At 38.8% G+C, this 23,510-nt stretch carries 27 protein-coding genes; 23 read left to right on the top strand and 4 right to left on the bottom strand.

Going from position 1 to position 23,510, the window contains the following annotated elements:
- Positions 1-88: 88 nt before the first annotated feature.
- The 6 genes from BM015_RS14710 to BM015_RS14685 all read left to right on the top strand — a co-directional run bounded on the left by BM015_RS14710 (position 89) and on the right by BM015_RS14685 (position 7,493).
- Positions 89-793, top strand: coding sequence for a lysophospholipid acyltransferase family protein (locus BM015_RS14710; protein ID WP_245751443.1), 705 nt, complete (start codon positions 89-91; stop codon positions 791-793).
- 67 nt (positions 794-860) lie between these two features.
- Positions 861-3,353: a replication restart helicase PriA gene (priA, locus tag BM015_RS14705; protein ID WP_090660017.1), complete on the top strand. Its 2,493-nt coding sequence runs from the start codon at positions 861-863 to the stop codon at positions 3,351-3,353.
- Between the two features lie 89 nt (positions 3,354-3,442).
- Positions 3,443-4,726: a serine hydrolase domain-containing protein gene (locus tag BM015_RS14700; protein ID WP_245751441.1), complete on the top strand. Its 1,284-nt coding sequence runs from the start codon at positions 3,443-3,445 to the stop codon at positions 4,724-4,726.
- A gap of 64 nt (positions 4,727-4,790) precedes the next feature.
- Entirely contained in the window at positions 4,791-5,378 is a 588-nt protein-coding gene (locus BM015_RS14695) for a TMEM175 family protein (protein ID WP_090660015.1), read from the top strand.
- Between the two features lie 51 nt (positions 5,379-5,429).
- Positions 5,430-6,314, top strand: coding sequence for a sugar phosphate isomerase/epimerase family protein (locus BM015_RS14690; protein ID WP_090660012.1), 885 nt, complete (start codon positions 5,430-5,432; stop codon positions 6,312-6,314).
- Between the two features lie 186 nt (positions 6,315-6,500).
- Complete coding sequence (locus tag BM015_RS14685; RefSeq protein WP_090660009.1) at positions 6,501-7,493, top strand: sugar phosphate nucleotidyltransferase; 993 nt, start codon at positions 6,501-6,503, stop codon at positions 7,491-7,493.
- A 39-nt stretch (positions 7,494-7,532) separates the two neighbouring features.
- Here the strand turns inward: BM015_RS14685 and BM015_RS14680 are convergent, their stop codons facing one another.
- The gene (locus BM015_RS14680; RefSeq protein WP_090660006.1) at positions 7,533-8,240 is read right to left on the bottom strand and encodes an MIP/aquaporin family protein; all 708 of its coding nucleotides are present in this window, start codon (positions 8,238-8,240) and stop codon (positions 7,533-7,535) included.
- A 187-nt stretch (positions 8,241-8,427) separates the two neighbouring features.
- Between BM015_RS14680 and BM015_RS14675 the strand changes: the two genes are divergently transcribed.
- From BM015_RS14675 to BM015_RS14640, 8 genes are all read left to right on the top strand, one after another.
- A complete protein-coding gene (locus BM015_RS14675) occupies positions 8,428-8,991 on the top strand; it encodes an RNA polymerase sigma factor (RefSeq protein WP_090660003.1) in 564 nt (187 codons plus the stop codon).
- Between the two features lie 10 nt (positions 8,992-9,001).
- Positions 9,002-9,337, top strand: a complete 336-nt coding sequence (locus BM015_RS14670) for an HMG-box domain-containing protein (protein ID WP_218148504.1) — start codon at positions 9,002-9,004, stop codon at positions 9,335-9,337.
- Between the two features lie 172 nt (positions 9,338-9,509).
- Complete coding sequence (locus BM015_RS14665) at positions 9,510-11,231, top strand: ABC transporter ATP-binding protein (RefSeq protein WP_090659998.1); 1,722 nt, start codon at positions 9,510-9,512, stop codon at positions 11,229-11,231.
- Positions 11,215-12,972 carry an ABC transporter ATP-binding protein gene (locus BM015_RS14660; RefSeq protein ID WP_090659995.1) on the top strand — a complete coding sequence of 586 codons (1,758 nt, stop codon included), beginning with the start codon at positions 11,215-11,217 and terminating at the stop codon, positions 12,970-12,972. The genes BM015_RS14665 and BM015_RS14660 overlap by 17 nt, the downstream gene beginning before the upstream one ends.
- Before the next feature lie 153 nt (positions 12,973-13,125).
- Positions 13,126-13,494, top strand: a complete 369-nt coding sequence (locus BM015_RS14655) for a SpoIIAA family protein (RefSeq protein ID WP_090659992.1) — start codon at positions 13,126-13,128, stop codon at positions 13,492-13,494.
- A gap of 295 nt (positions 13,495-13,789) precedes the next feature.
- A complete protein-coding gene (locus BM015_RS14650; protein ID WP_090659989.1) occupies positions 13,790-14,086 on the top strand; it encodes a hypothetical protein in 297 nt (98 codons plus the stop codon).
- Between the two features lie 24 nt (positions 14,087-14,110).
- Positions 14,111-14,332 carry a hypothetical protein gene (locus BM015_RS14645; protein WP_090659987.1) on the top strand — a complete coding sequence of 74 codons (222 nt, stop codon included), beginning with the start codon at positions 14,111-14,113 and terminating at the stop codon, positions 14,330-14,332.
- A 27-nt stretch (positions 14,333-14,359) separates the two neighbouring features.
- The gene (locus tag BM015_RS14640) at positions 14,360-14,758 is read left to right on the top strand and encodes an Hsp20/alpha crystallin family protein (protein WP_245751439.1); all 399 of its coding nucleotides are present in this window, start codon (positions 14,360-14,362) and stop codon (positions 14,756-14,758) included.
- A gap of 78 nt (positions 14,759-14,836) precedes the next feature.
- Here BM015_RS14640 and pckA read toward each other — a convergent pair whose 3' ends face one another.
- On the bottom strand, positions 14,837-16,441 hold the full coding sequence (pckA, locus tag BM015_RS14635) for a phosphoenolpyruvate carboxykinase (ATP) (RefSeq protein ID WP_090659984.1): 1,605 nt from the start codon (positions 16,439-16,441) through the stop codon (positions 14,837-14,839).
- Between the two features lie 204 nt (positions 16,442-16,645).
- On the opposite strand from pckA, the gene BM015_RS14630 reads away from it, so the two are divergent.
- Both BM015_RS14630 and BM015_RS14625 read left to right on the top strand, forming a co-directional pair.
- Entirely contained in the window at positions 16,646-17,098 is a 453-nt protein-coding gene (locus BM015_RS14630; RefSeq protein WP_090659982.1) for a DUF1573 domain-containing protein, read from the top strand.
- A gap of 1 nt (position 17,099) precedes the next feature.
- Positions 17,100-17,477, top strand: a complete 378-nt coding sequence (locus tag BM015_RS14625) for a DUF1573 domain-containing protein (protein ID WP_090659979.1) — start codon at positions 17,100-17,102, stop codon at positions 17,475-17,477.
- An 87-nt stretch (positions 17,478-17,564) separates the two neighbouring features.
- Here BM015_RS14625 and BM015_RS14620 read toward each other — a convergent pair whose 3' ends face one another.
- On the bottom strand, positions 17,565-18,830 hold the full coding sequence (locus tag BM015_RS14620) for an alpha-amylase family glycosyl hydrolase (protein WP_090659976.1): 1,266 nt from the start codon (positions 18,828-18,830) through the stop codon (positions 17,565-17,567).
- Positions 18,831-18,914: 84 nt separating this feature from the next.
- Here BM015_RS14620 and BM015_RS14615 point away from each other — a divergent pair, with 84 nt between their 5' ends.
- From BM015_RS14615 to BM015_RS21610, 3 genes are read left to right on the top strand one after another with little or no spacing between them, the layout of a single operon-like run.
- Positions 18,915-20,297 carry an APC family permease gene (locus tag BM015_RS14615; protein WP_090659974.1) on the top strand — a complete coding sequence of 461 codons (1,383 nt, stop codon included), beginning with the start codon at positions 18,915-18,917 and terminating at the stop codon, positions 20,295-20,297.
- Positions 20,298-20,340: 43 nt separating this feature from the next.
- Positions 20,341-20,556: a hypothetical protein gene (locus BM015_RS14610; protein WP_090659970.1), complete on the top strand. Its 216-nt coding sequence runs from the start codon at positions 20,341-20,343 to the stop codon at positions 20,554-20,556.
- On the top strand, positions 20,557-20,700 hold the full coding sequence (locus BM015_RS21610; RefSeq protein WP_177191917.1) for a hypothetical protein: 144 nt from the start codon (positions 20,557-20,559) through the stop codon (positions 20,698-20,700). It abuts the gene before it with no gap.
- A gap of 144 nt (positions 20,701-20,844) precedes the next feature.
- Here the strand turns inward: BM015_RS21610 and BM015_RS14605 are convergent, their stop codons facing one another.
- Complete coding sequence (locus BM015_RS14605; protein ID WP_090659967.1) at positions 20,845-21,291, bottom strand: YkgJ family cysteine cluster protein; 447 nt, start codon at positions 21,289-21,291, stop codon at positions 20,845-20,847.
- A gap of 50 nt (positions 21,292-21,341) precedes the next feature.
- Between BM015_RS14605 and BM015_RS14600 the strand changes: the two genes are divergently transcribed.
- From BM015_RS14600 to BM015_RS14585, 4 genes are all read left to right on the top strand, one after another.
- Positions 21,342-21,554, top strand: coding sequence for an addiction module protein (locus tag BM015_RS14600; RefSeq protein WP_090659964.1), 213 nt, complete (start codon positions 21,342-21,344; stop codon positions 21,552-21,554).
- Entirely contained in the window at positions 21,551-21,757 is a 207-nt protein-coding gene (locus tag BM015_RS14595; RefSeq protein ID WP_090659961.1) for a hypothetical protein, read from the top strand. Before BM015_RS14600 ends, BM015_RS14595 begins: the two co-directional genes overlap by 4 nt.
- Positions 21,758-22,037: 280 nt before the next feature.
- Complete coding sequence (locus BM015_RS14590) at positions 22,038-22,385, top strand: hypothetical protein (RefSeq protein WP_090659958.1); 348 nt, start codon at positions 22,038-22,040, stop codon at positions 22,383-22,385.
- A gap of 85 nt (positions 22,386-22,470) precedes the next feature.
- Positions 22,471-23,442: a sterol desaturase family protein gene (locus tag BM015_RS14585; RefSeq protein ID WP_090659955.1), complete on the top strand. Its 972-nt coding sequence runs from the start codon at positions 22,471-22,473 to the stop codon at positions 23,440-23,442.
- The last annotated feature ends 68 nt before the right edge of the window (positions 23,443-23,510 follow it).

Below are 23,510 nucleotides of genomic sequence, written 5' to 3'. Positions count from 1 at the left end.
TCCAGAATTCAGATGATATACTTATTTTGATTGCGTGAAAATATTTATTCGCTTTTTTCAGTTTTTATATTGGTTGTATGCAATGCTCATGTTCATTGCTTTAATGCTTATCGTTTTTGTATTGGTATTGTTTTACCTGCCCCTGGGTAAAGTAAAGGCGGGAAACCTTGTTTATAAAACATGCCATATATGGGGTGTTATATGGTATTTTCTTATTGGGATAAAACATAAAGAAATTTATGAGGCGCCGCATAACAGGAATAATCAGTACATTTTTGTTGCCAATCATTCTTCTTACATGGATATTCCTTCCATTGTAATGTGTATGCACCAGCCGGTGCGTGTATTGGGTAAATATGAAATGGTGCATTACCCGGTTTTTGGTTTTATTTATCGCGTGGCAGTTATTTTGGTTGACAGAAGCGATGCAGCGCACCGTGCGCAGAGCCTGCGTGCTTTGAAAGCGGCCATCGGGCATGGCATTTCTATCTTTATTTTTCCCGAAGGCACATTTAATGAAACAGCAAACCCGTTAAAAACATTTTATGATGGCGCTTTTCGCACGGCTGTTGAAACGCAAACGCCCATAAAGCCAATTTTGTTTGTTGATAATGATAAAAGGCTTAACCAGGAAAGCATTTTTTCATTAACGCCGGGCATTTCGCGTTGTGTTTATTTGGATGAAATAAGTGTTGAAGGTTATACCGATAAGCAGGATATAAAATTATTGAAGCAAAAAGTATATGCTGTTATGGAGGAAGGATTGAGAAGGTACAAAGCTTCCGTCTCATAAAAGAAAACCTGGTAAGCCACTGTTGTATTTATCACTCAAAAATATTAGCTATTATATTCGCATACGGATGAATAATAATGAAGTTGAAAATAGGAATGATGGCTCCGGCGGCACCCTTTACGCCGAAATTATTATTCCGCTTGCTTTACCGCAAACTTACACGTGGCTTATCCCCTCCCAATTTCAGCAATCCGCAAAGCCGGGCATTCGCGTAGAAGTGCAGTTAAGAAATAAACGTTATTCCGGCATTATTAAAAAACTCATTCATCAAAAGCCAAACGATTTTCAACCAAAACCTATTCTTAATATTTTGGATGATGAGCCGCTGTTACACCAGCAACAATTGCAATTGTGGCAATGGATAGCAGAGTATTATATGTGCAGCGAGGGTGAAGTAATGCAGGCTGCCATGCCGGCCAACCTTAAATTGTCAAGCGAAACTATTTTGGTTTGGAATGATGAACATAATGAGGATTTTACCAATTTAAATGATAAAGAATATATTGTTGCTGAAGCATTAAGCATAAAGAAAGAACTAAAGCTGAGTAAGGTGCAGCAGTTGCTGGATGCATCGTATGTTTACCCGGTAATAAAGAAGCTGATTGAAAAAGATGTTTGCCATGTGTGGGAAGAGCTGAAAGAAAAATATAAAGAGAAGACAGAAACCTATATTGTGCTTCATCCGCAATACCATGATGAAGAAAAGCTGGCCGCATTACTCAATACTTCAACAAGGGCGCCGAAACAAATGGAATTATTGCTGTCTTATTTGCATTTAATTAAAGAAGATGGCGAAGTAACACAATCATCATTATTGAAAAAATCCAATGCCGCCGCAGCACAATTAAAAGGGCTGGTTGATAAAAATATTTTGCTTGCAGAAAAGCGTTCAATTAACCGCATAAGAAGCCTGCCAAAAGATATTCATATTGATTTCACTTTATCACCTGCGCAGCAAACTGCTTTAAATGAAATTAATGATTCATTCAAAGAGAAGAATGTTTGTTTATTACACGGCGCTACGGCAAGCGGTAAAACACAGATTTATATTAAGCTGATAGAACAATATATTCAGCAGGGCAAACAGGTTTTATATATGCTGCCGGAGATTGCATTAACAGCACAGGTTATACGCAGGTTGCAAAAACATTTTGGCGGTTATATTGCCGTATATCATTCCAAATTCAATGCGAATGAGCGTGTTGAAATATGGAACCGCATTAAAAACGGTGAGCTGAAAGTGTTGCTGGGCGCACGTTCTGCGTTGTTCCTGCCATTTAAAGACCTGGGTTTAATTATAGCAGATGAAGAACATGATGCTTCTTATAAGCAGCAAGACCCGGCGCCACGTTATCATGCAAGGGATACGGCAATTTATTATGCTTCTTTGTTTAATGCAGGCGGCAGTGCAAAAGTTTTATTGGGCAGCGCCACGCCTTCGGTTGAAAGCTATTTTAATGCGCAAACAAAAAAATATGCACTGGTTGAATTGAAAGAACGTTATGGCAATGCAGTACTTCCTTCAATAGAAATAATTGATCTTACAAAAATTGCTTCCAAAGATAGGGTGCCGGTTTCTCCGCAACTGAAAGAAGCTATTGATGAAACGCTGGCACAACATAAACAGGTATTGCTTTTTCAAAATCGGCGCGGTTATACGCCTTACATGGTTTGTAATGTTTGCGGCTGGATTCCGCAATGTAAAAATTGTGATGTAACCTTAACGTATCACAAGGCAAAGAACAAAATGATTTGTCATTATTGCGGTACAGAATATCCGGTTTTATATACCTGCCCGCAATGCGGCAGCCACGATTTTAAACAAAAGAATTTCGGTACGGAAAAACTGGAGGAACTGGTTGTTGAAACATTTCCTGCTGCCAAAGTTGCCCGCATGGATTATGATACCATGAAAGGCAAAAACAATCATGACACGCTGATAAAATTATTTGAACAGCAAAAGATAAACCTGCTGGTGGGCACGCAGATGATTGTAAAAGGTTTGGATTTTGAACATGTGAACCTTGTAGGTATTTTGGATGCTGACAGCCTTTTATATTTTGCTGATTTTCGCGTAAATGAGCGTGCTTTTCAACTGATGGAACAGGTGAGTGGGAGGGCAGGCCGTAAAGATGATAACGGCAAAGTATTGATACAGGTGCGCAATACGCATCACCCCGTTTTAAAATTTGTAAAAGAACACGATTATAAAGCCTTGTACGATTTTGATATTCAAAGCAGGCAGTTTTATCATTACCCGCCATTTACAAGGCTTATTCATTTTTCTTTCCGCCATAAAGAAAATCATATAGCGGAAGAAGCTGCAAATATTTTTACGGCAGGCATTAAGAAAGATTTTGAACCATACATAACCGGGCCCGCTCAACCTGTAATTAACCGTTTACGCAATAAATATATCTGGGATTTATTATTGAAGTTGCCGCGTAATTCAGAACTTATCAATAAATGTAAAATGCAGGCCGAACAGCAGATCGCTATTTTAAAATTCAATAAGCGTTACAGCAGCGTGGATATTGTTCCTGATGTTGATCCGGTATAATGGTAATCATCCTGCTAAAACATTTCATGCAACTTCTTGCAAAGGCAATGACTTTTATCCATTATTTTTATCTCAACTAAAATTGCTGTATGACTTTCATCATCAAAACAAAAAAGCTCTGCATGGCAGTGTGCATGGCGTTATCCATCATTGCCTGCAATGCACAAACAACTATTAGAACAGGCAGTACACCTAACCCGGATGTTGACTATAAAAAGCTCGCCAATATAGATACATTGGCGAATGGTTATGTAAACCGGAATTGGATAAAAGGCGTTGCGACCATTGTTGTGAAAAATGGGCAGATCATTCAATACAAAGGTTATGGTTATGCTGACGCAGCTTCTGAAAAACCAATGCAAAAGAACAGCATCTTTCGTATTGCGTCGCAAACAAAAGCCATTGTGAGCACCGGCATTTTAATTTTATATGACCAGGGAAAACTTTCGTTAAACGATCCTGTTTCAAAATATATTCCTGAGTTTGCACATGAAACGGTATTAGATAAATTTAATGCTGAAGATACTACTTATACAACCGTTGCTGCTAAAAGGGATATTACCATAAAAGACCTGCTTACACATACAGCGGGCATAGATTACGCAGGCATTGGCAGTGATAATATGAAAGCCATTTATGCGAAAAATAATATTCCATCGGGGCTTGGTGTGATTGATGCTGACCTGTTAACCACTGTAAAAACACTTGGCAAACTGCCGCTTGCATTTCAGCCTGGAACACAATGGCGTTATGGCCTGAACATCGATGTGCTCGGCTGTTTAATTGAAGTGATCAGTGGCATGAACCTTGAAGATTTTCTCCGGGAAAATATTTTTGAACCATTGGGCATGAATGATACATGGTTCAACCTGCCTGCTGATAAATCCAATCGTTTAACGAGTGTTTATACAGAAGATTCATTGCATAATATTATTCCCTGGAGCAAGACAAATTTTGGTGTTGACCCTACTTATCCTTTAATCAGCAAACATTATTTTTCAGGTGGCGCCGGCTTATCATCCACCACTTACGACTATGCTGTTTTTTTACAGATGATTATGAATGGCGGCAGCTATGGCAGCAAAACAATTCTTTCAAAACGCACAACACAAATGATGCTGCACCCGCAACTTGATTTTCTTTTTAACGGTAAGAATAATTTTGGCCTCGGCTTTGAAATTACAACCGATAAAGGCAGCGCAGACGGCAGCCGCAACGAAGGAAGTTTTGCTTGGGGTGGTTTTTTCGGTACAACATATTGGGCCGATCCGAAAGAACATTTAATATGTTTGATAATGACGCAGCAAACACCCAATTCTCATAACCAGTTATCACAACAATTTGAACAACTGGTATATGCGAGTTTAAAATAAACGAGGTTAACGGCGCCATATACTTCAAAAATATTTGGCCCTAACAATCAAATCAATAAATAATATGGGTAAAACAAGATTGGAAGCTTTCAGTGACGGCGTGCTGGCTATTATTATAACGATCATGGTGCTTGAATTAAAAATACCTGAAGGTGCAAGCATGCAGGCGCTAAAACATGTCCTGCCTGTTTTTCTCACCTATGCTTTAAGTTTTATTTATATCGGTATTTACTGGAACAATCATCACCACTTAATGCATCTGGTTAAGCATATAAGCGCCGGTATAATGTGGGCAAACCTTAACCTGCTTTTTTGGTTATCGTTAATCCCGTTCGTTACAGGCTGGATGGATGAAAACCATTTTGAACCGCTGCCTGTAGCATTGTATGGTATATTACTGGCAATATGCGGCATTGCTTATACCATACTCCAGGTAACGATTGACAAATGCCATAAAAGTGAAGGCGCTTTAAAACAAATAATGATGGCACAGCGCAGAAAGGGCATTATATCTTTTATTATTTACATTGCTGCCGCACCTTTGGCATATATAAATACAATTATTGCAGGCTCCCTGTTTGTGGCCGTAGCAATTATGTGGATTATTCCTGACAAAAAAATTGAACGCGTAACAACAACAGAAAGTGAATAACTTTAATCCGTGCTTTTAAAACAAATATCTCTCTACCGATAAACAATTAATATGACAACAAGACGATCTTTTATTAAAACAACATCCCTTGCTTCTGCTGCATTATTCATTAAGCCCGGCTCTATGCATTTTAAAAATTCCTACATCGGTTTACAGCTTTATACTGTAAGGGATGCTATGGGAAAAGATCCGGCTGGCACGCTGGCTAAAGTTGCATCTATTGGTTATAATTCTGTTGAAGGCGCAACTTATACCGGCACAGAAAATTTTTATGGAATGGTTGCAAAGTCTTTTGCTGCACTGCTTAAACAAAACGGTTTAATTATGCCAAGCAGCCATTACCGTCTGGGTGAAGACAAGGAAAATGGTAAAGATGTTATGGGCACTATATTGCATGATTGGGATAAAGCGGTTGATGACGCAAAAGCAGTTGGTGTTAAATACATGGTTTGTGCATGGCTTTCACCGGCTGAACGTGGCAATATTGATCATTATAAATTACTTGCAGAACGTTTAAACAAGGGTGGCGAAACCTGCAAAAAAGCAGGCATCCAGTTATGCTATCACAATCATGATTTTGAATTTACAGAAGATAACGGCCAACTGCCTTATGATATACTTTTAAAAAATACTGATAAAGACCTTGTAAAATTTGAGCTTGATCTTTACTGGGTAACAAGGGCAGGCCACAACCCAACTGCTTTGTTTAATGCAAATCCCGGCCGTTTTCCATTATGGCATGTAAAAGATATGGACAACACGCCGAAGAAGGCTTTTACCGAAGTGGGCAACGGCGTAATTGATTTTAAAACCATCTTTAAAAGCGCAGATAAAGCCGGTTTAAAATATTTCTTTGTTGAACAGGATATAACGCCGGGCGATCCTTTCATCAGTATTACAAAAAGTATTGATTACATAAAAAAGAACCTTATTTAAGCCGTTAATGATTAATGATAACAGCGCATGCAATCATAAAAATTAATTAACATTTACAAAATAAATGTGCAACGGAACTTTGCGGGATTAAATGTAAAAAACACAATTCTATTGTGTGTGAAAAAAGTTACTAATTTCACGCCGTTGCAGGAAGTGTAATTTTCACATCTTGCACTAACATTCTCCATGAAAGCGATTATCCCGGTTGCAGGCGCAGGCGCTAAGTTGCGGCCACATACATATACACAGCCAAAGGCACTTATTCCAATTGCCGGTAAAACAATTTTAAGTTTTATTGTTGACCAGTTGCATGAGGCAGGCGTTCATGAATTCATTTTTGTAATAGGATATTTGGGTGAGAAGATACAGGAATATGTGCTGCAAACATACCCGCATCTTACTTGTCATTTTGTGCAGCAGAACGAACGGCATGGTACAGGCCATGCGGTGGAGTTAACCAAGTCTTTTATTGGCCATGACGAAGTTTTGGTTACACTTGGCGATACTATTTGCGAGTACAATATTAAAGAAGTGATTAATTCGCCGGGCAATTTGCTTGGTGTAAAAAAAGTGGACGACCCGCGCAATTTTGGCGTAGCTGAAATTGATGGCGAAGGCATGATTGAGCACGTAATTGAAAAGCCTGCTATCCCCAAAAGTAATATGGCGCTGGTAGGCATCTATAAAATAAAAGATACTGGTATTTTATTTGGATGCCTGGAACAATTGTTTTCACAAAACATAACCAGCTTTGGTGAGTATAATTTAACAGATGCGCTGGATTGTATGATACGGCGCGGCGTAAAATTTAAATCGTTCAAAGTAAAAAACTGGTTTGATTGCGGCAAGAAAGAAACATTGCTTGAAACCAATACTATTCTCTTGAAAAAATTCGGCGGAACCGTAGATACAAATCTTCAGAGGGAGAATTCTATTATCATTCCACCGGTAGCTATTGGGCCGGGCTGCAGGTTAAGAAATTCTATTGTTGGCCCGCATGTATCCATCGGCGCTAATACCACGCTGGAATATTCTGTTATACGCGACAGCATTGTGGGTGCTTATACTAACCTGTTTGAAGTGGTGCTTGACAATTCGCTTATCGGCAGCGATGCCAGTGTGAAAGGCTTAAGCCGCACATTGAATATTGGCGATAATACCGAAATAGATTTTGGATAAATTTTTTGTATCGTTAATATGATATAAAGCCTTTACCAATTAACTAATAACCTTAAACAGCAACGCTGCAAGCACACCGCCTGTAATTGGCCCCAGCACTGGTATCCAGCTATATTTCCAGTCACTGCCGCCTTTATTTTTTATAGGGAGAATGGCATGCATAATGCGCGGGCCTAAATCTCTTGCAGGATTAATGGCATAACCGGTGGGGCCGCCCATACTCAATCCAATGCCCAGCACAAGCAATGCAACAGGCAAAGCATCAAGCGAACCTAATTTATCAGCGGGGGAAACAATAAACAGTACTGCAAGAACAAACGCAAACGTTCCTATTATTTCTGTAATTAAATTATGGCTTGCATTTCTTATGGATGGAGAAGTACAAAATACAGCCAGCTTGGTAGAAGTATTTTCGGTTGCATCAAAATGTTGTTTATAAGCTATCCAAACCAGCAGCGAGCCTATCATAGCACCAAGCATTTGTGCAACAATATATATAGGAACCAGGCCCCAGTCGAATTTTCCGGCTGCAGCCAATGCAATGCTTACGGCCGGATTAAGGTGGGCGCCACTTGCAGCAGCGCTCACAAACACCCCCGTAAAAACAGCCATGCCCCATCCCATTGTAATTACTATCCAGCCACTGCTGAACCCATTTGTTTTATTTAATACAACATTGGCAACCACACCATCGCCAAGAATAATTAATAAAGCCGTTCCTACAAGTTCGCCTGTAAAAGCAGTCATACGTTAGAATGTTTTTTTATGCAATCGAGATTATTGATTAAGGGCTGTAAATATATAATGATTGTTAAAACAATCCGTGCAATCTTTTAATCTGCAATCTGCCTAAATCAATGTTGAGGCTAAAATAATCTCATCTTTATTAAAGTAATTTTATTTTTCAATCGTCTTCTTTACAAATTATACAGGCATGGCTGAAATAGCCGCAGAGAAAAATAATATCATACAAATTATAAAATCATATAGCCGGCAATTGTTTGGCTTTATACGCAGCCGTGTGCCTACCAATGAAGATGCCGAAGATATTTTACAGGATGTTTGGTACCAGTTGAGCAACCAGCCCTCAGCAGATGAAATTGAAAGTATGAGCGGCTGGCTGCACCGTGTGGCCCGCAATAAAATAACCGATAAATACCGCAAGAAAAAAGAACAAAGCCTTGATGATTATGCCGGCATGGAAGAAGATGAAGATGCATTGAATATTGCTGATATTTTAATGGCTGAAGATGATGGCAATACCGATACAAAAGAATTGCAGCAACTGTTTTGGGACGCATTTTTTAATGCGCTGGAAGAACTTCCTGCCAACCAGCGCGATGTTTTTATTTTAAATGAACTGGAAGATAAAACGCTGCAGCAGATTGCTGATATGCAGGGCGAAAATTTAAAAACAATCATATCAAGAAAACGCTATGCAGTAAATCATTTGCGCAAAAGGCTTGAAGACTTGTATAATGAATTCATAAATTATTAAAATATATGTTATGCCACGCAATAAAAAAATGTTTCCGTTCCCGTTTTTAATACTGCCAATTGTATTATTAGCAGGGCTTATTGTGATGTTGTTATGGAACGCAATTATGCCCGTTGCCATTCATGCATCAACGCTTAATTACTGGCAGGCGCTTGGTTTATTTATTTTATCGAAAATTTTGTTTGGTGGTTTTCGCGGAAGGCCGCCTGTAGGGCGCGGCGGCCCTGGAATGTGGCGTAACCGCGGCTGGCAGTTGCGGGAGAAATGGAAAAATATGAGTGATGAAGAAAAGGAAAAATTTCGCGAAGCAATGAGGCAGCGCTGCCGTGGCCCCCGGCAGGAATAAGACTTCATTCGCCTGCTTAATTTGATTATTTACCTACGGTTTTTGCTATTAAACCTAAAAGATAAAAGCCTGCAATAGCAAACAAAGATATTTTTGCACCTTTTATATAAGCAGGCGACTTACAGATTATAATTGCCTTATTAAGGCCAGCGCTTAAACTATCAACTTAAACATGAAGAAAAAACCAGGCATATTAAGTTTGCTGAAACCCTATTTAAGTATTGTATTATTATTAATACTGTTCACGCTTTTAAGCAATGGAATAAATTTATTAATACCAAAACTCATAGCATCCGGCATTGATAATTTTAGTGCAGCACATTTTTCTTATACTACAACTATAACGCAATTTCTTATAGCCGTTGTGAGCATATTTGTGTTCTCGTATCTGCAAAGCATCATTCAAACTTATGCTTCTGAACGTGTGGCAAGAGACCTGCGCACAAAACTGTCTGATAAAATATCAAAGCAATCTTATGCCTTTATTGAAGAAGCCAATCCTTCCAAATTATTAACCAACCTCACCGCCGATGTTGATTCCATAAAAATGTTTATCTCGCAGGCAATTGTATCTATTACATCGTCTGCATTCATTATCATCGGCGCAAGCGTTTTATTGCTTACCATTAACTGGAAACTTGCCTTATGCGTTATAGCCATCATTCCAATAATTGGCGTTACTTTTTTTGTGGTATTGAAAAAAGTAAGGGTGTTATTTATACAAAGCCGGGCTGTGATTGACTGGCTGAATAAAGTAATTAATGAAAGTATTTTAGGCGCTGCTATTATCCGCGTTGTCAATTCACAGCAAACAGAATATAACAAGTTTCTTGAAGCCAATACAAAGGCAAGGGATTTTGGTTTATCTATATTAAAATTATTTGCAGGCCTCATTCCTGTTATCACATTCACATCAAACATGGCCGCATTAACCATATTAGCATTGGGCGGTCATTTTGTTATTTCAGGCAGCATGAGCCTTGGCGATTTTGCCGCTTTCAACAGTTATCTTGCCATGCTTATTTTCCCGGTGCTTGTTATTGGTTTTATGAGCAATGTAATTGCACAGGCAACAGCTTCGTACCAACGCATCAGCAATATAATTGAAGCGCCCGATCCGCCTGAAACCGGCACAATAACAAAACCGCTTAAAGGCGCAGTGCAGCTTGAAAATGTAAATGTTATTTATGGCCAGACACCCGTGTTAAAAGATATAAGTTTTAGCGTTGAGCCTTCTTCACGCATAGCAATTATAGGCCCTACTGCAGCGGGTAAAACGCAATTGTTATACCTGCTTACCGGCTTAATAAAACCTGCTTCAGGCGATATAAAATTCGATGGGTATTCAATTGAAGAATATAACAGCGAAGCTTTTCACAGGCAGGTGGGTTTTGTTTTCCAGGACAGTATTATTTTTAATATGAGCATACGCGAAAACATTGCATTCAGCGATACGGTTACAGATGAGTTACTTGATAAAGCTATTTCAACTGCCGAATTAAAAACATTTATTAACAGCCTTCCCGGTAAATTAGATACCATTGTTTCCGAACGCGGTTCGAGCCTTTCTGGCGGCCAGAAACAGCGCATTATGCTGGCAAGGGCGCTGGCATTAAATCCTAAAATTTTATTGCTGGATGATTTTACATCGCGTGTTGACAACAATACTGAAAAGAAAATTCTTGATAACATACAAAAAAATTATCCGGGCCTTACATTGATTTCTGTAACGCAAAAAATTGCAACCGTTGAGCAATACGACCAGATAATTTTATTAATGGAAGGCGAAATTATCGCTACAGGTAAACACGAACAACTGGTGCACACGAGCCCTGAATATGTTCAATTATTGAATTCACAAAAAAGCACCAGCAGTTATGAATTACAATCTTAATGAAATTGTTGATAATAAGAAGAAACTGTCTACCTGGCCTGCGCTCAGAAACCTGCTGCAGTTAATAGCCCATGAAAAGAAGAACCTGGTGCTGGCATTTGCTATTATATTGCTGAACGCGATAATCAATCTTATCGGGCCATTACTTATTGGTTATACCATTGACCGTTATGTGCAGCATAAAGATTACAATGGCGTGTTGGTATTTTCATCCATATTGCTGGTGATTTACCTGATGGGTTTGTTCACAAGTTATTTTCAAACCAAGATTATGGGCAGCATTAGCCAGCGCATGTTATTTACTTTACGCAATACTATTTTTCATAAGCTGCAATCGTTGCCTGTTGCCTTTTTTAATGCGAATAAAGCAGGCGATCTTATATCAAGGGTAAATAATGATACGGATAAAATAAACAGCTTTTTTTCTCAAAGCCTTATGCAGTTTATTGGCAGCATTATGACCATGGCCGGCGCTGGTATTTTTCTTTTATCCATACATTTTGAACTGGGTGCGGCGGCGCTTGCACCCGGGTTGCTCATTTTTATTTTTACAAAACTTTTGTCGCCGTGGATAAAGAAGAAGAATGCAACCAATCTTAAAAGTGTTGGCAGCTTAAGCGGCGAAATACAGGAGAGCCTTGATAATTTTAAAGTGATCATCGCCTTCAACCGCCGCGATTATTTCAGGGAACGTTTTGATGAAGTTAATCAGCAGAATTATAAAACAGCCGTTGGCGCAGGGCTGGCTAATAATTTATTTTTACCGGTATATAGTTTCTTTTCAGGACTTGCGCAATTAATAGTGTTAACCCTTGGCATTTATCTTATTATAAACGGAAGTTTTTCTATTGGCCTGCTGGTAAGTTTCCTGGCTTATGTTACTTATTTCTACAACCCGCTTCGGCAACTGGCTGCATTATGGACAAACTTCCAGGTGGCTATGGCAGGTTGGGACAGGATATCTAAGATACTTTCAATGCAAACTGATCTTGTTGCAATTAATAACAATCATTCAACTGCATCTGATGCATTGATTGAATTTAAACATGTACATTTTGGTTACGACAGCAAGGAAGTATTGCATGATATTTCACTCAAATTATCCAGAGGAAAAACGTATGCATTTGTGGGACCAACCGGTGGAGGGAAAACAACAACTGCTTCTTTAATTGCACGTTTATATGATCCTGTAAACGGCACAATTTTTCTTGATGGAAAAGATATCCGCACTTACACGCCGGAAGACCGTTCGAAAAAAATCGGCTTTATATTGCAGGAACCGTTTTTATTTACAGGCACAGTAAAAGATAACATTTTATATGGCAATGATGCATATAAAAATTATACAGATGAACAGGTTGAAGGCCTTATTCATGAAGCAAACCTGCAAAGCCTTATAGATGTTTTTGATGGAGGTTTACAAACAAAAGTTACATCGTCCGGCAATAATATCAGCCTTGGTCAAAAGCAACTAATAGCATTTATGCGGGCTGTATTGCGCAATCCTGAAATATTGATTTTAGATGAAGCCACCGCGAACATCGATACAGTTACGGAGCAACTGCTGGAAGATATTTTAAACAAACTTCCTGAAAGCACAACACGCATTATTATAGCGCACAGGCTTAATACTATTGAAAATGCTGATGAAATCTATTTTGTGAATGCAGGTGAAGTTATACGTGCAGGTTCCTTTAACGATGCCATAGATAAATTGCTCCATAATAAACGCGTAAGCTGATAATACTCGTGGCAGGCAATTTGCAGTTTATTAAACATTCAATTAATGAATGGTGAGTGGTCTATTGTGAGCAATTACGGGTTTTGCTATTAAGCAGCACGCACGCCTCACTACTGACAACCCGCGATTAACTTAACGCAAAATTGTTTTATTATGTTAACGAAAATTACTGATGTGCCCGATTATGTGGCTGCATTTAAAGCCACAGGCGAAGTAGATAAAGATGATTACAAAAATATTTTGATGCCTGAAGTTGAAAGGATAGATAAAGAACATGGCCATATTCATTTTTTATATATGCTGGAAACACCTGTAAAAAACTTTTCTGTTGGTGCATGGATAGAAGATGCATGGACGGGCCTGAAACACTACAGGGGCTGGAAAAAAATTGCCATTGTAACGAATGAGCAGGCCGTAGAAACCATTACCGATAAAATAGGCGCCATTATTCCCGGAGAAACAAAAGGTTTCAGATTATCAGAACTTGAAGTTGCCAAAAAATGGGTGGCTTCGGAAAACTGATTACAGCGCTACATAAACAATATAGGTTTCTTTATTAATGATAATACATTCAGAGGAATTTGCCGGCCACAGATGCACAGGTTTTTATCTGCGCATCTGTGGTTAAAAATAAAATTTACCACATAAAAACCCTATACTCAATCTTCATAACCAATTCAAACAACCTTTCCATATTTCATAAATCATTAAGGTGAATACCTGAGTGGTTCTTTTTACAAAAAAAATTCAGATGTTTTAAAGTAATTCTTCTTTCTGTTCGTCTTCTTAATAAATACTCATTTAGAAAATTTATTTTATGAAGACAACACAAATTTTAAAAGCAATAGCATTTGGCATACTTGCCGGTGCAGCAATATTTTTTATTCCATTTCCATTTCGTTTCTTTTTTGGCTTCTTTTTAATATTCTTCATTATACGCGCTTTTACGTGGAAAAGATGGAGCAGGGGATATGGGCGGAGAAACTTTGGCGGTCATTATTTCTGGAACCCATCTTACACACAGCGCTGGCAAAGCATGAGCGAAGAAGAACGTAAAACTTTCATTCAGAAAATGGAAAGCGAGTTATTTAAAACAAACATTGCATCTGAATAGTGCATCATTTAAAAAATTTCAATTATGAGAAGAGGTGGATTATTTTTTATAGGATTTATATCAGCCATTATAACCATTATCAGTTTAAACATGGCATTGGGCAGGCCTGGTTATTACCACAACCGCTTTGCACGATATGAACGGTTTCATCATTGCGATGATCGTTATTATGATCATCATAACCGCGATGATAAAAACCTGCAGAACGAAAACAGGCAAGACAGGGATTCAGGCTACAGTTATTAATTATAGTAAAACAAAAAAGAGAGAAGTATGTACAACAAACATTCATTTGCACCATTTATGCGTGCTGCCCGCGGAAGGCATCATCATCCATTTATGCAATCAATATTTCGTGCACCGGTAAATATTTATAAAACTGAAAACAGTTTTGAAATAATGATTTTTGCACCGGGCAGGGTTAAAGAAAATTTCAATGTAAAAACACAGGGCAACGAACTGGTTGTTTCTTATAAGCCACAGGAAGGTTTGCAAAGCCCTGACTGGCTTAAGAAAGAATACAGCCGCGGCGCTTTTGAACGCACATTCACCATTGACGATTCTATTGATGCAAACAATATCAGCGCAAATTATATTGATGGTGTATTGCAGATAAGCTTGCCGGTGATTCCTGGCAAGGAAACACCACAACAGGATATACCTGTAAATTAAAAATTGTATTACTTATTAAAAAAGAAAGAGGCTGTTTAAGGCAGCCTCTTTTTTTTACAAGACAAACTGAACGACACTTTAGACAACTGCGGGCGCCGCATTTAAAATTTCTTCTGACACTTTCGGCGCATATTTTTCAAAGTTTTTTATAAATAAACCGGCAAGCATATTTGCCTGTTTATCGTATTCATTTTTATCTGGCCACGTATTCCGCGGATTTAATATTTCCTGCGGCACACCGGGACAAGTACAAGGCATCATCATACCAAATACAGGATGTTTTTCAAATGTTGCTTTCTTAAGATTGCCATTTAAGATAGCGCATATCATAGCACGTGTATAACTTAATTTAATACGGCTGCCAATGCCATAAGCACCGCCAATCCAGCCGGTATTTATCATCCACACATTTACATTATGTTCTTTCAGCTTTTTGCCCAGCATTTCAGCATATACCGAAGGATGTAATGGCAGAAACGGGGCGCCAAAGCAAGTGCTGAATGTAACTTTTGGTTCTGTAACACCTTCTTCAGTACCGGCAACTTTTGCTGTATACCCGCTTAAAAACTGGTACATTGCCTGGCCTGGTGTAAGCAGGCTTACCGGTGGCAAAACACCATAAGCATCGCAGGTTAAAAAGAAAATATTTTTTGGCGTTCCGCCAATACTGGGATGTGCAGCATTTGAAATAAAATCCAGCGGGTAGCTTACCCTTGTATTTTCCGTTATTTTTTTACTGGAAAAATCAATCTCATTGGTGCCTTCAAAAAATGTAACGTTTTCAACAAGCGCCCCTGGTTTTACAGCATGAAATATCTCGGGTTCTTTTTCTTCATTCAGGTCAATGCATTTTGCGTAACAGCCACCTTCAAAATTAAAAACACCAGTGTCTGTCCAGCCATGTTCATCATCACCAATGAGTTCTCTTTCCGGGTCTGTGCTCAGCGTTGTTTTGCCTGTTCCGCTTAAACCAAAAAATACAGCTACATCGCCCTGCCTGCCAACATTGGCACTGCAATGCATGCTTAATACCTGCTTATTACGCGGCAGCAGATAATTAAGAATGGAAAAAATGCCTTTCTTTATTTCGCCGGTATAGCCCGTACCGCCAATTAAAACCGTTTTATGAGTGAAAGAAATAATAGCGAAGTTTTCCTGGCGTGTGCCATCGGTTGCCGGATTGGCTTTAAAAGAAGGCGCCTGTAAAATATGCCAGCCGGGCCTGAATGTTTCCAGTTCCGCTTCGGTTGGCCGTATAAACATATTATGGACAAACAAATTGCTCCACGGGTTTTCATTAATTACGCGGATGGGAAAGCTGTATTTTTCATCGGCGCAGGCATAACAATCTCTTACCCAAACGTCTTTTTGCGAATTGAGGTGCCGCGTTAATTTCTCCCTTAACTGTAAAAAATATTTTTCATCAATAGCAATATTAAAATCGCTCCAGTTTATACTGTTTCTTGTAACTGCGTCCGCCACAAAAAACCTGTCTTTAGGGCTTCTCCCTGTGAAAGCGCCGGTTAGCACGCATAATGCGCCGGAACTGCTAAGCACACCTTCTTTGCGGTGTAAAGTTTGTTCTGTGAGTTCATCAGGCGAAAGCTGGTAATGAATGTGAGGCACGGTCAGCCCGATTTTTTTTAACTGAGCGGCTGGTACAAAAGCTGTTTCAACTGCCATAGGATTTTTTTAGTTAAACAGATAGAAAGGGCAAATGTATTTACAAAAACTTACTACCGTTAGTTTTTTTATTATTTTTTTGTTTGATTAAACTTTTGGCTTGAAAAACCAACTAACAGGTCGAATTAAGAAACTCTTAGATTTTCGCAGCGGGCACTTGGTAAATAATTTTTAATTTAGCCCAATTATTTAAAAACAATTTGCATGAAAAAAGTTTTTGCCCTAATGATAGCATTAGCCGGAGTAATATCTGTTAATGCCCAGCAGGATCCGCAACCGGTGGAAGACATTTCAAAAGTGATCCAGTTTAAAGAAACAGACCACGACTTTGGTAAAATCCCTTATGGTAAGCCGGCAGAATTTAACCTCGATATGAAAAATATTTCTGCTGATTCTGTAGCGATTGAAGATGTAAAGGTTGGCTGCGGCTGCACCACACCTAAATGGAAACCCGGCCCCTATGCTCCCGGCCAGGATTTTGATATAACTATTGGTTTTAACGGTTATACAGAAGGTAACTTTTCAAAAGTGGTAACGCTTTATTTTAAAGGCGGGTTAAGCAAGGTTATAAAATTTCACGGTGAAACCTTTAAATCACCCGATAATGCGGCCCCAGCCAATGGCGCGGTGAGCCAGTTAAAACAAGGAGGAAATTAGTATGAAAATTCTATTAAGCTGCATAGCTGCTTTGCTGTTTATTACGGGCGCCAATGCACAATCAGACAGTATTAATGTATTTAAGGCAACTACGCATTCGTTTGGTAAAATAAAACAACATGTGCCGGCAACCACCGAGTTTTCATTTACTAATAATACCGGCAAACCGTTGATAATTGAAACCGCGGTAGCAGAATGCGGGTGTACTACTCCGGAGTATCCTAAAACGCCTATTCAGCAGGGAAAAAACGGAGCCATAAAAGTTACCTATAATGCTGAAAGCCCCGGTAAATTTACCAAGAGGGTTACGGTAAAATTCCTCAACGTTAAATACCCGGTAATACTTACCATAGATGGTGACGTTGAAACGAAATCGTAAATAAAAATAGTTTTTATAAAAGCCTCGCTATTGCGGGGCTTTTTTGTTTGATCCTTTTCAAACTCAGAAAATAACTTTTCACCTGGATTATTGAATAAGTACAAGATATTCCCATGCCTGCAGTTCAAAACTTTGAACTTCGCCAAGTTTATAAGTTATACCTGAAAACAGGTGTGTAAAACTGCCTTCAATTAAAGGGTGTGCTATTTTAAACTGCAGCCTGTCTTTATCACTAAAGTTCATTATAACAAGCACCTTATTCTTTTCTGTATAGCGCAGGAAAGCAAAAATGTAATCATTGTATTCGGCAGGCAATACATTCATGTGGGCGCCATCATGCAAAGCTGTATTTAAAGACTTAAGCTGCAGCAGGCTTGTATAAAAGCTTTCACGTTTTAAGGGTTCATTCCATTCAATATGATCTTTTTCAAAAAATTTAAGCCGTTTTAAATTGGGCAATTCCTGGCCACTGTAAATAAGCGGCACTCCCGGCCACACAAAGCTAAACACCGCAAGTAAGGCTGCCGCATTTCCATATTTCTCATACTCTGTCCCGTTCCAGCTATTTTCATCATGGTTAGATGTAAAGAACAATTTTAATGCGCCGGGCGGATATTCCTGGTATTCTTTTAAAACAAGTTTCAAATCGTGCAGGCCTGCAAAATTATTTACCAGTTTTTCCGTGGCGTGCATCCATTTCCAGGCATAGGTTACATCAAACACTTTATGATATTCCGGCACTTCGCATTCTGCCAGCCAGAATAATGGTTTGATGGTTTCGCATTGTTGCCTCGCTTCAACCCAAAAATCAAGTGGCACCAAATGCGCCATATCGCAGCGAAAGCCATCAATATCGCACTCCTTCACCCAGTATTGCATACTTTCAATCATGGCGGCACGCAGGTCTTTGTTCTTATAATTTAAATCAATTACATCTTCCCAGCCATGGCGCTCAACAAAATTTCCTGCGGCATCTTTCTCATACCAGTCGGAATGCTCTTTTGTCCAGTGATGATCATACCCGGTATGATTGGCAACCCAATCTATTATTAATTGTAAGCCCTGTTCGTGTGCCTGCTTTACCAAATCTTTAAAATCATCCAGGCTGCCAAATTCAGGATTGATGGAAATATAATCACTGCAGGCATAATAACTGCCTAATGCCCCTTGCCTTTTTTCAACACTTATTGGCGTTATCGGCATCAACCATATTATTTTTACGCCCATTTTTTTTAGGCGTGGCAGGTGTTTGGCAAATGCATTAAACGTTCCTGCTGCAGTAAACTGTCGAATATTTACTTCATAAATACTGGCGCTGCTTTTCCATTCCTGTGTATATATGTTTTTGGCCATAGATGAATATTGCAACAGCAAAATAAGCCAACTGTAGCAAATAGCTTGCATTCAGAACAAATACTATTATTTTGCTGTGTTAAAATGAGCAATGCACATCTTTCCCGCAGAATAAGTTTATTACAGGCCAGTGCCATTAACATGATTGACATGGTGGGCATAGGCCCATTTGTGGTAATGAGTTTTGTGGTTGAAAAAATGCATGAAGAGTATTCATTTCTCTATGCGTGGATCGCCGGCGCTGTCCTGTCTTTTATTGACGGGATGGTGTGGAGTGAGTTAGGAGCAACTTTTCCTCTTGCCGGCGGCAGCTATAATTTTTTGAAAGAAGGTTTCGGCGAAAAATGGGGCATGCCTGTGAGCTTTTTATTTGTATGGCAAACTATGATACAGGCGCCGCTGGTTATTGCTTCTGCAGCCATTGGTTTTGCACAATATTTTAATTATCTCGTTCCGTTAAGCGGGTTGGAAAGCAAAATCGTAAGCGGCGCTGTGGTGGTGCTTATCGTTTTTCTGTTGTATAGAAAGATAGAAGCAATTGGTAAGATAAGCGTAATGCTTTGGATTGGTGTGTTTGTAATAATGGGCTGGATAATTATCGGCGCCTTTATGCATGGAAATGTAACGATGCCTTTGCAGCATTTGAATGATAATATAGAGCTGAACAGCGGCTTTGCAGCGGCATTGGGTTTTGCCTGCGTAAAAACAGTGTACAGTTATTTAGGCTATTATAATGTTTGCCATTTGGGCGGTGAAATTGTTAACCCTGAAAAAAATATTCCGCGCAGCATGTTTATTTCCATTGCCGTTATTTGTTTTTTGTATTTAATGATGAATATAAGCGTGGCTTCTGTTTTGCCTTTGCATACCATTGCCGGGAGCAGCTTTGTGGTGAGTGAATACATTAATGTTATTGCCGGGCCAACAGCCGCTATGATTGCAACGGCCATTATTTTGTGGGTGGCATTTGCATCGGTGTTTTCGGCAACACTTGGTTATAGCCGCATACCGTATGCTGCAGCAAAAGACGGTGCATTTTTCGCTGTATTTGCAAAACTGCATCCCACCAAAAACTTCCCTTATATTTCTTTGCTGATATTAGGTGGTGTTGCTTTTATTTTCAGTTTGTTGTTTCGCCTGGGCGATGTTATTACAGCTATTTTGGCCATGCGTATATTAATACAATTTGTGGGGCAGGCAATTGGTTTATTGTTATTGCATAAAAGAAAAGGGCGTAACTTTTTTAAATGGAAGATGCCTTTGTTTCCATTACCTGTTTTGCTGGCAATAGCTATGTGGTTATTTATCTTTCGTTCTACTGAAATACACATGATGCTGATTGCAGGCATTATTATTCTTGCAGGAATAATAGCATATTTTATTAAAGCATATTATCAAAAAGAATTCCCTTTTAAAGATCAAGCATTGATGAAGGAAGTTGAAAACTTTCCTAAGAACGAATCTTAATTTTGGGTTTATTTCACTTAACTGCATTCCTTAAATTTGGAGTATGGCTTCAGAAAGCAATAAATACAAACTTGATAGAAATGCTTTTAAAATAAGAAGCTTTGAAGAAGCTGATGATTATGTGAGGAATTATAAAAATTATTCATTCCAGGAAAGGTTATCTATTGCCCTTTACCTTACATCAATAGCCTATCAATTTGACAAAAACAATCCGTCCCGGCTGGATAGAAACTGTTTCAAAATGTCAAAACGCAATTAAATGGGCAATATTCTTAATGAAGATTTTCGTGATTTTATAAATGCTTTAAATAATAACCAGGTAAAGTATAGTCTTGTTGGCGGCTTTGCCGTAATACTGCATGGCCATTCCAGGGTAACCGGCGATATGGATATATGGGTGTAACCTGCTGAGGAAAACTAAAACTTTTAAAAGCTTTTCAGGAATTTGGTATGTCAACTTTTGATATGACAAAGGATAATTTCTTTAATACAACTACATTCGATGTTTTCTCTTTTGGAAGAAAACCTCAATAAATGAAAATTTACTTTACACAAGCTTTTCCAGCACATGCACCACAATAGGGCAAAAGGTTGCATTTTTTAAGGTGATGTTTTGCCGCTTAATAAATACATCTTCATTGGTATAAGGAAAACGTTCACAGTCTGAAGGACGCATTTCGTAAATGCTGCAATAATTATCCGCACCGAGAAAAGGGCAGGGGGATGATTTTACCACGTAATCGCCGTCTTCATCCAGCCTTAAATAGGTATTAATAAAATCGCTTTCTTTTTGCCTGAGATGTTTGCTAATGCGCTTAATATCCGGTGTTTTAAACCGCGGCGAATAATTCTTGCAGCAAGCGGCGCAATCAAGGCAATTTATTTTTTCAAAAGCTTCTTCATGCAATGCAGGCAAGGCTTTCAGCACTTTGTTTTTATCAGCGCGTTGTAAAAATTGTTTGTATTTTTTGAGTTGAAGTTTATCGCTTAGCATCAGCACAAAGGTATTTCAAACAGGTTGCTTAATTTTATAAAAAATTAAATATGGCTTACGATAAATCTGAATTAATGCAGCTAAGTAATGAGGAGAAGAGAGCCCTGGCTTTTGACTTGCTGGACAGCATCGATGATGAATTTGCAGCAAAAGAAATTCCTGAATGGAAATTGAATTTGATAAAGGAGCGGCTGCAACTGGATAAAGAAGGGCCGGATGGTGCCCTGCCCTGGAAAGAGGTTAAGAAAAAATATATACGATGATAAATTTTGAGCTTGTTATCACAAAGCGTGCTCAGATTGATATTGATGAAATTTTTATTTGGTATGAAGAGCAGTCGGCAGGTTTAGGCACAATATTTATCCATGAATTTGAAGATGTATTAATTAAAATAAACCGCAACCCATATTTCGCTTCAATTATAGAAAAAGAAGCACGGAGCACATCTATGAAAATTTCCTTATGAAGTTGTTTATTACATTAATGAAGAGAGAATGGAAGTAAGGATTATTGCAGTCGTCCATCAGCATAGAAACCCAAGATTTTTCAGGGAACGTTTGGGTAAATAATCATTGCAGATTTTATATCGCATCTTTCAACATATTAATTAAAGAATTCATTCAATGCGCAAGTATTTTGCGCTTTGTTTTTTATTAGCCGCTGAAGGGTTATTTATATTTTTTGATAAATCAATTGCAACGTTTTTAATTAAGCCGGTGTCAGTCGCACAGCTTATTTAAGAAATAATGAAAACGAAACTGGCTATTTTTTTGATTACGATTGTTGCAGTTTGCGCATGTTCTAAAAAAGAACCTCTTGCAAAACACGAATATATTAGCTTTTATTACGAGCAAACCATGTGCAGCGACCCCTGGGAAACCAGCAACGACGATAGCATAACCCTGGAAAATGCTGCGGGTTACTTAAATGCACGCGATTTATATGTTGGCGGTCTATCCATAGAACAAAGCGATAACCCTGGCGTTGTCTGCGCCGCCTGCGGTTGCAAAACCGGCAAAACCATTTATGTAACCACCCTCAACAGCAATAGCATTAAAAACTCTTTTATAGAAATTGGGTTTAAGCAGAAGTAGCGGCCTGGTTGTTTTTCTAACGCGTCTTTCACAACACAACAATTATTTTTGTATTTTTTTAAATTAAACTGCTGCAAACTGTTTGATGGATTCTCTAAGGGAACAATGGCTCATTTTAATTTCAACCCCCATTTATTTTATTATAATCGGGCTCGAAATTTTGCTTTCACATCTTGGTCATCGCAAAGCTTACACTTTAAAAGATACGATTACCAACCTGTATTTAATGCTGGTGAATTCCGGTATTGACCTCACCTTCCGCATCGTGTATCTTGCTATTCTGCAATATTTTTTTCTGCATGCTGTAATGCAATGGCACAATGCCTTTTTATATTGGATGATATTATTGCTGGCAGAAGATTTCCTATATTACTGGCTGCATCGCTTCGATCATAAAATCCGCTTTTTCTGGGCCACGCATGTTACGCACCACAGTTCTGAAAAACTAAATTTTTCCGTAGGTTTTCGTTCATCTGTATTCCAGCCGCTTTACCGCTTCATTTATTTTATCCCGCTTGCATGGTTTGGCTTCAGGCCGGTTGATATTGTATTTATGTATTCAGCCACACAAATCTGGGGCATTTTTGTGCACACGGAAATGATCGGTAAAATGGGCTGGCTGGAGCATATCCTGGTCACGCCTTCGCATCATCGTGTGCATCATGCATCCAATCCAAAATACCTTGATAAAAACATGGGCATGTTTTTAATTGTGTGGGATAAATTATTCGGAACATTCCAGGAAGAATTGCCCAAAGAGAAATATCAAACCATAAAATATGGCCTTACCAAAAACATCGAAAACCAAAATGCGGTAACCATTATTTTTCACGAATGGAGGCAGATGTGGAAAGATGTTTTCCAGCGAGGCATCAGCTTCAGGCAAAGGCTTGGCTATTTGTTTGGCCCGCCTGGCTGGAGCCACGATGGCAGCCGCATGACAAGTGATGAATTGCGGGCCTCAGAAAAGATTGGGGAGGGCGCATGCAATGAAATCCCTATAGATCCTATAATTGTAAATCAATTGATTCCCAATTCAATAAGCAAGGCGCCATAATATTTAATTTTATTAAATTAATGCTTTTTTGAAACTTGCAACCGCACATTCACACATTATCCACGATC

The sequence above is a fragment of the Parafilimonas terrae genome, from assembly GCF_900115755.1.
GTDB classification, from domain to species: Bacteria; Bacteroidota; Bacteroidia; order Chitinophagales; family Chitinophagaceae; genus Parafilimonas; species Parafilimonas terrae.
The sequence above is the reverse complement of the archived record's forward strand: the minus strand, read 5'-3'. Positions and strand labels throughout refer to the sequence as shown.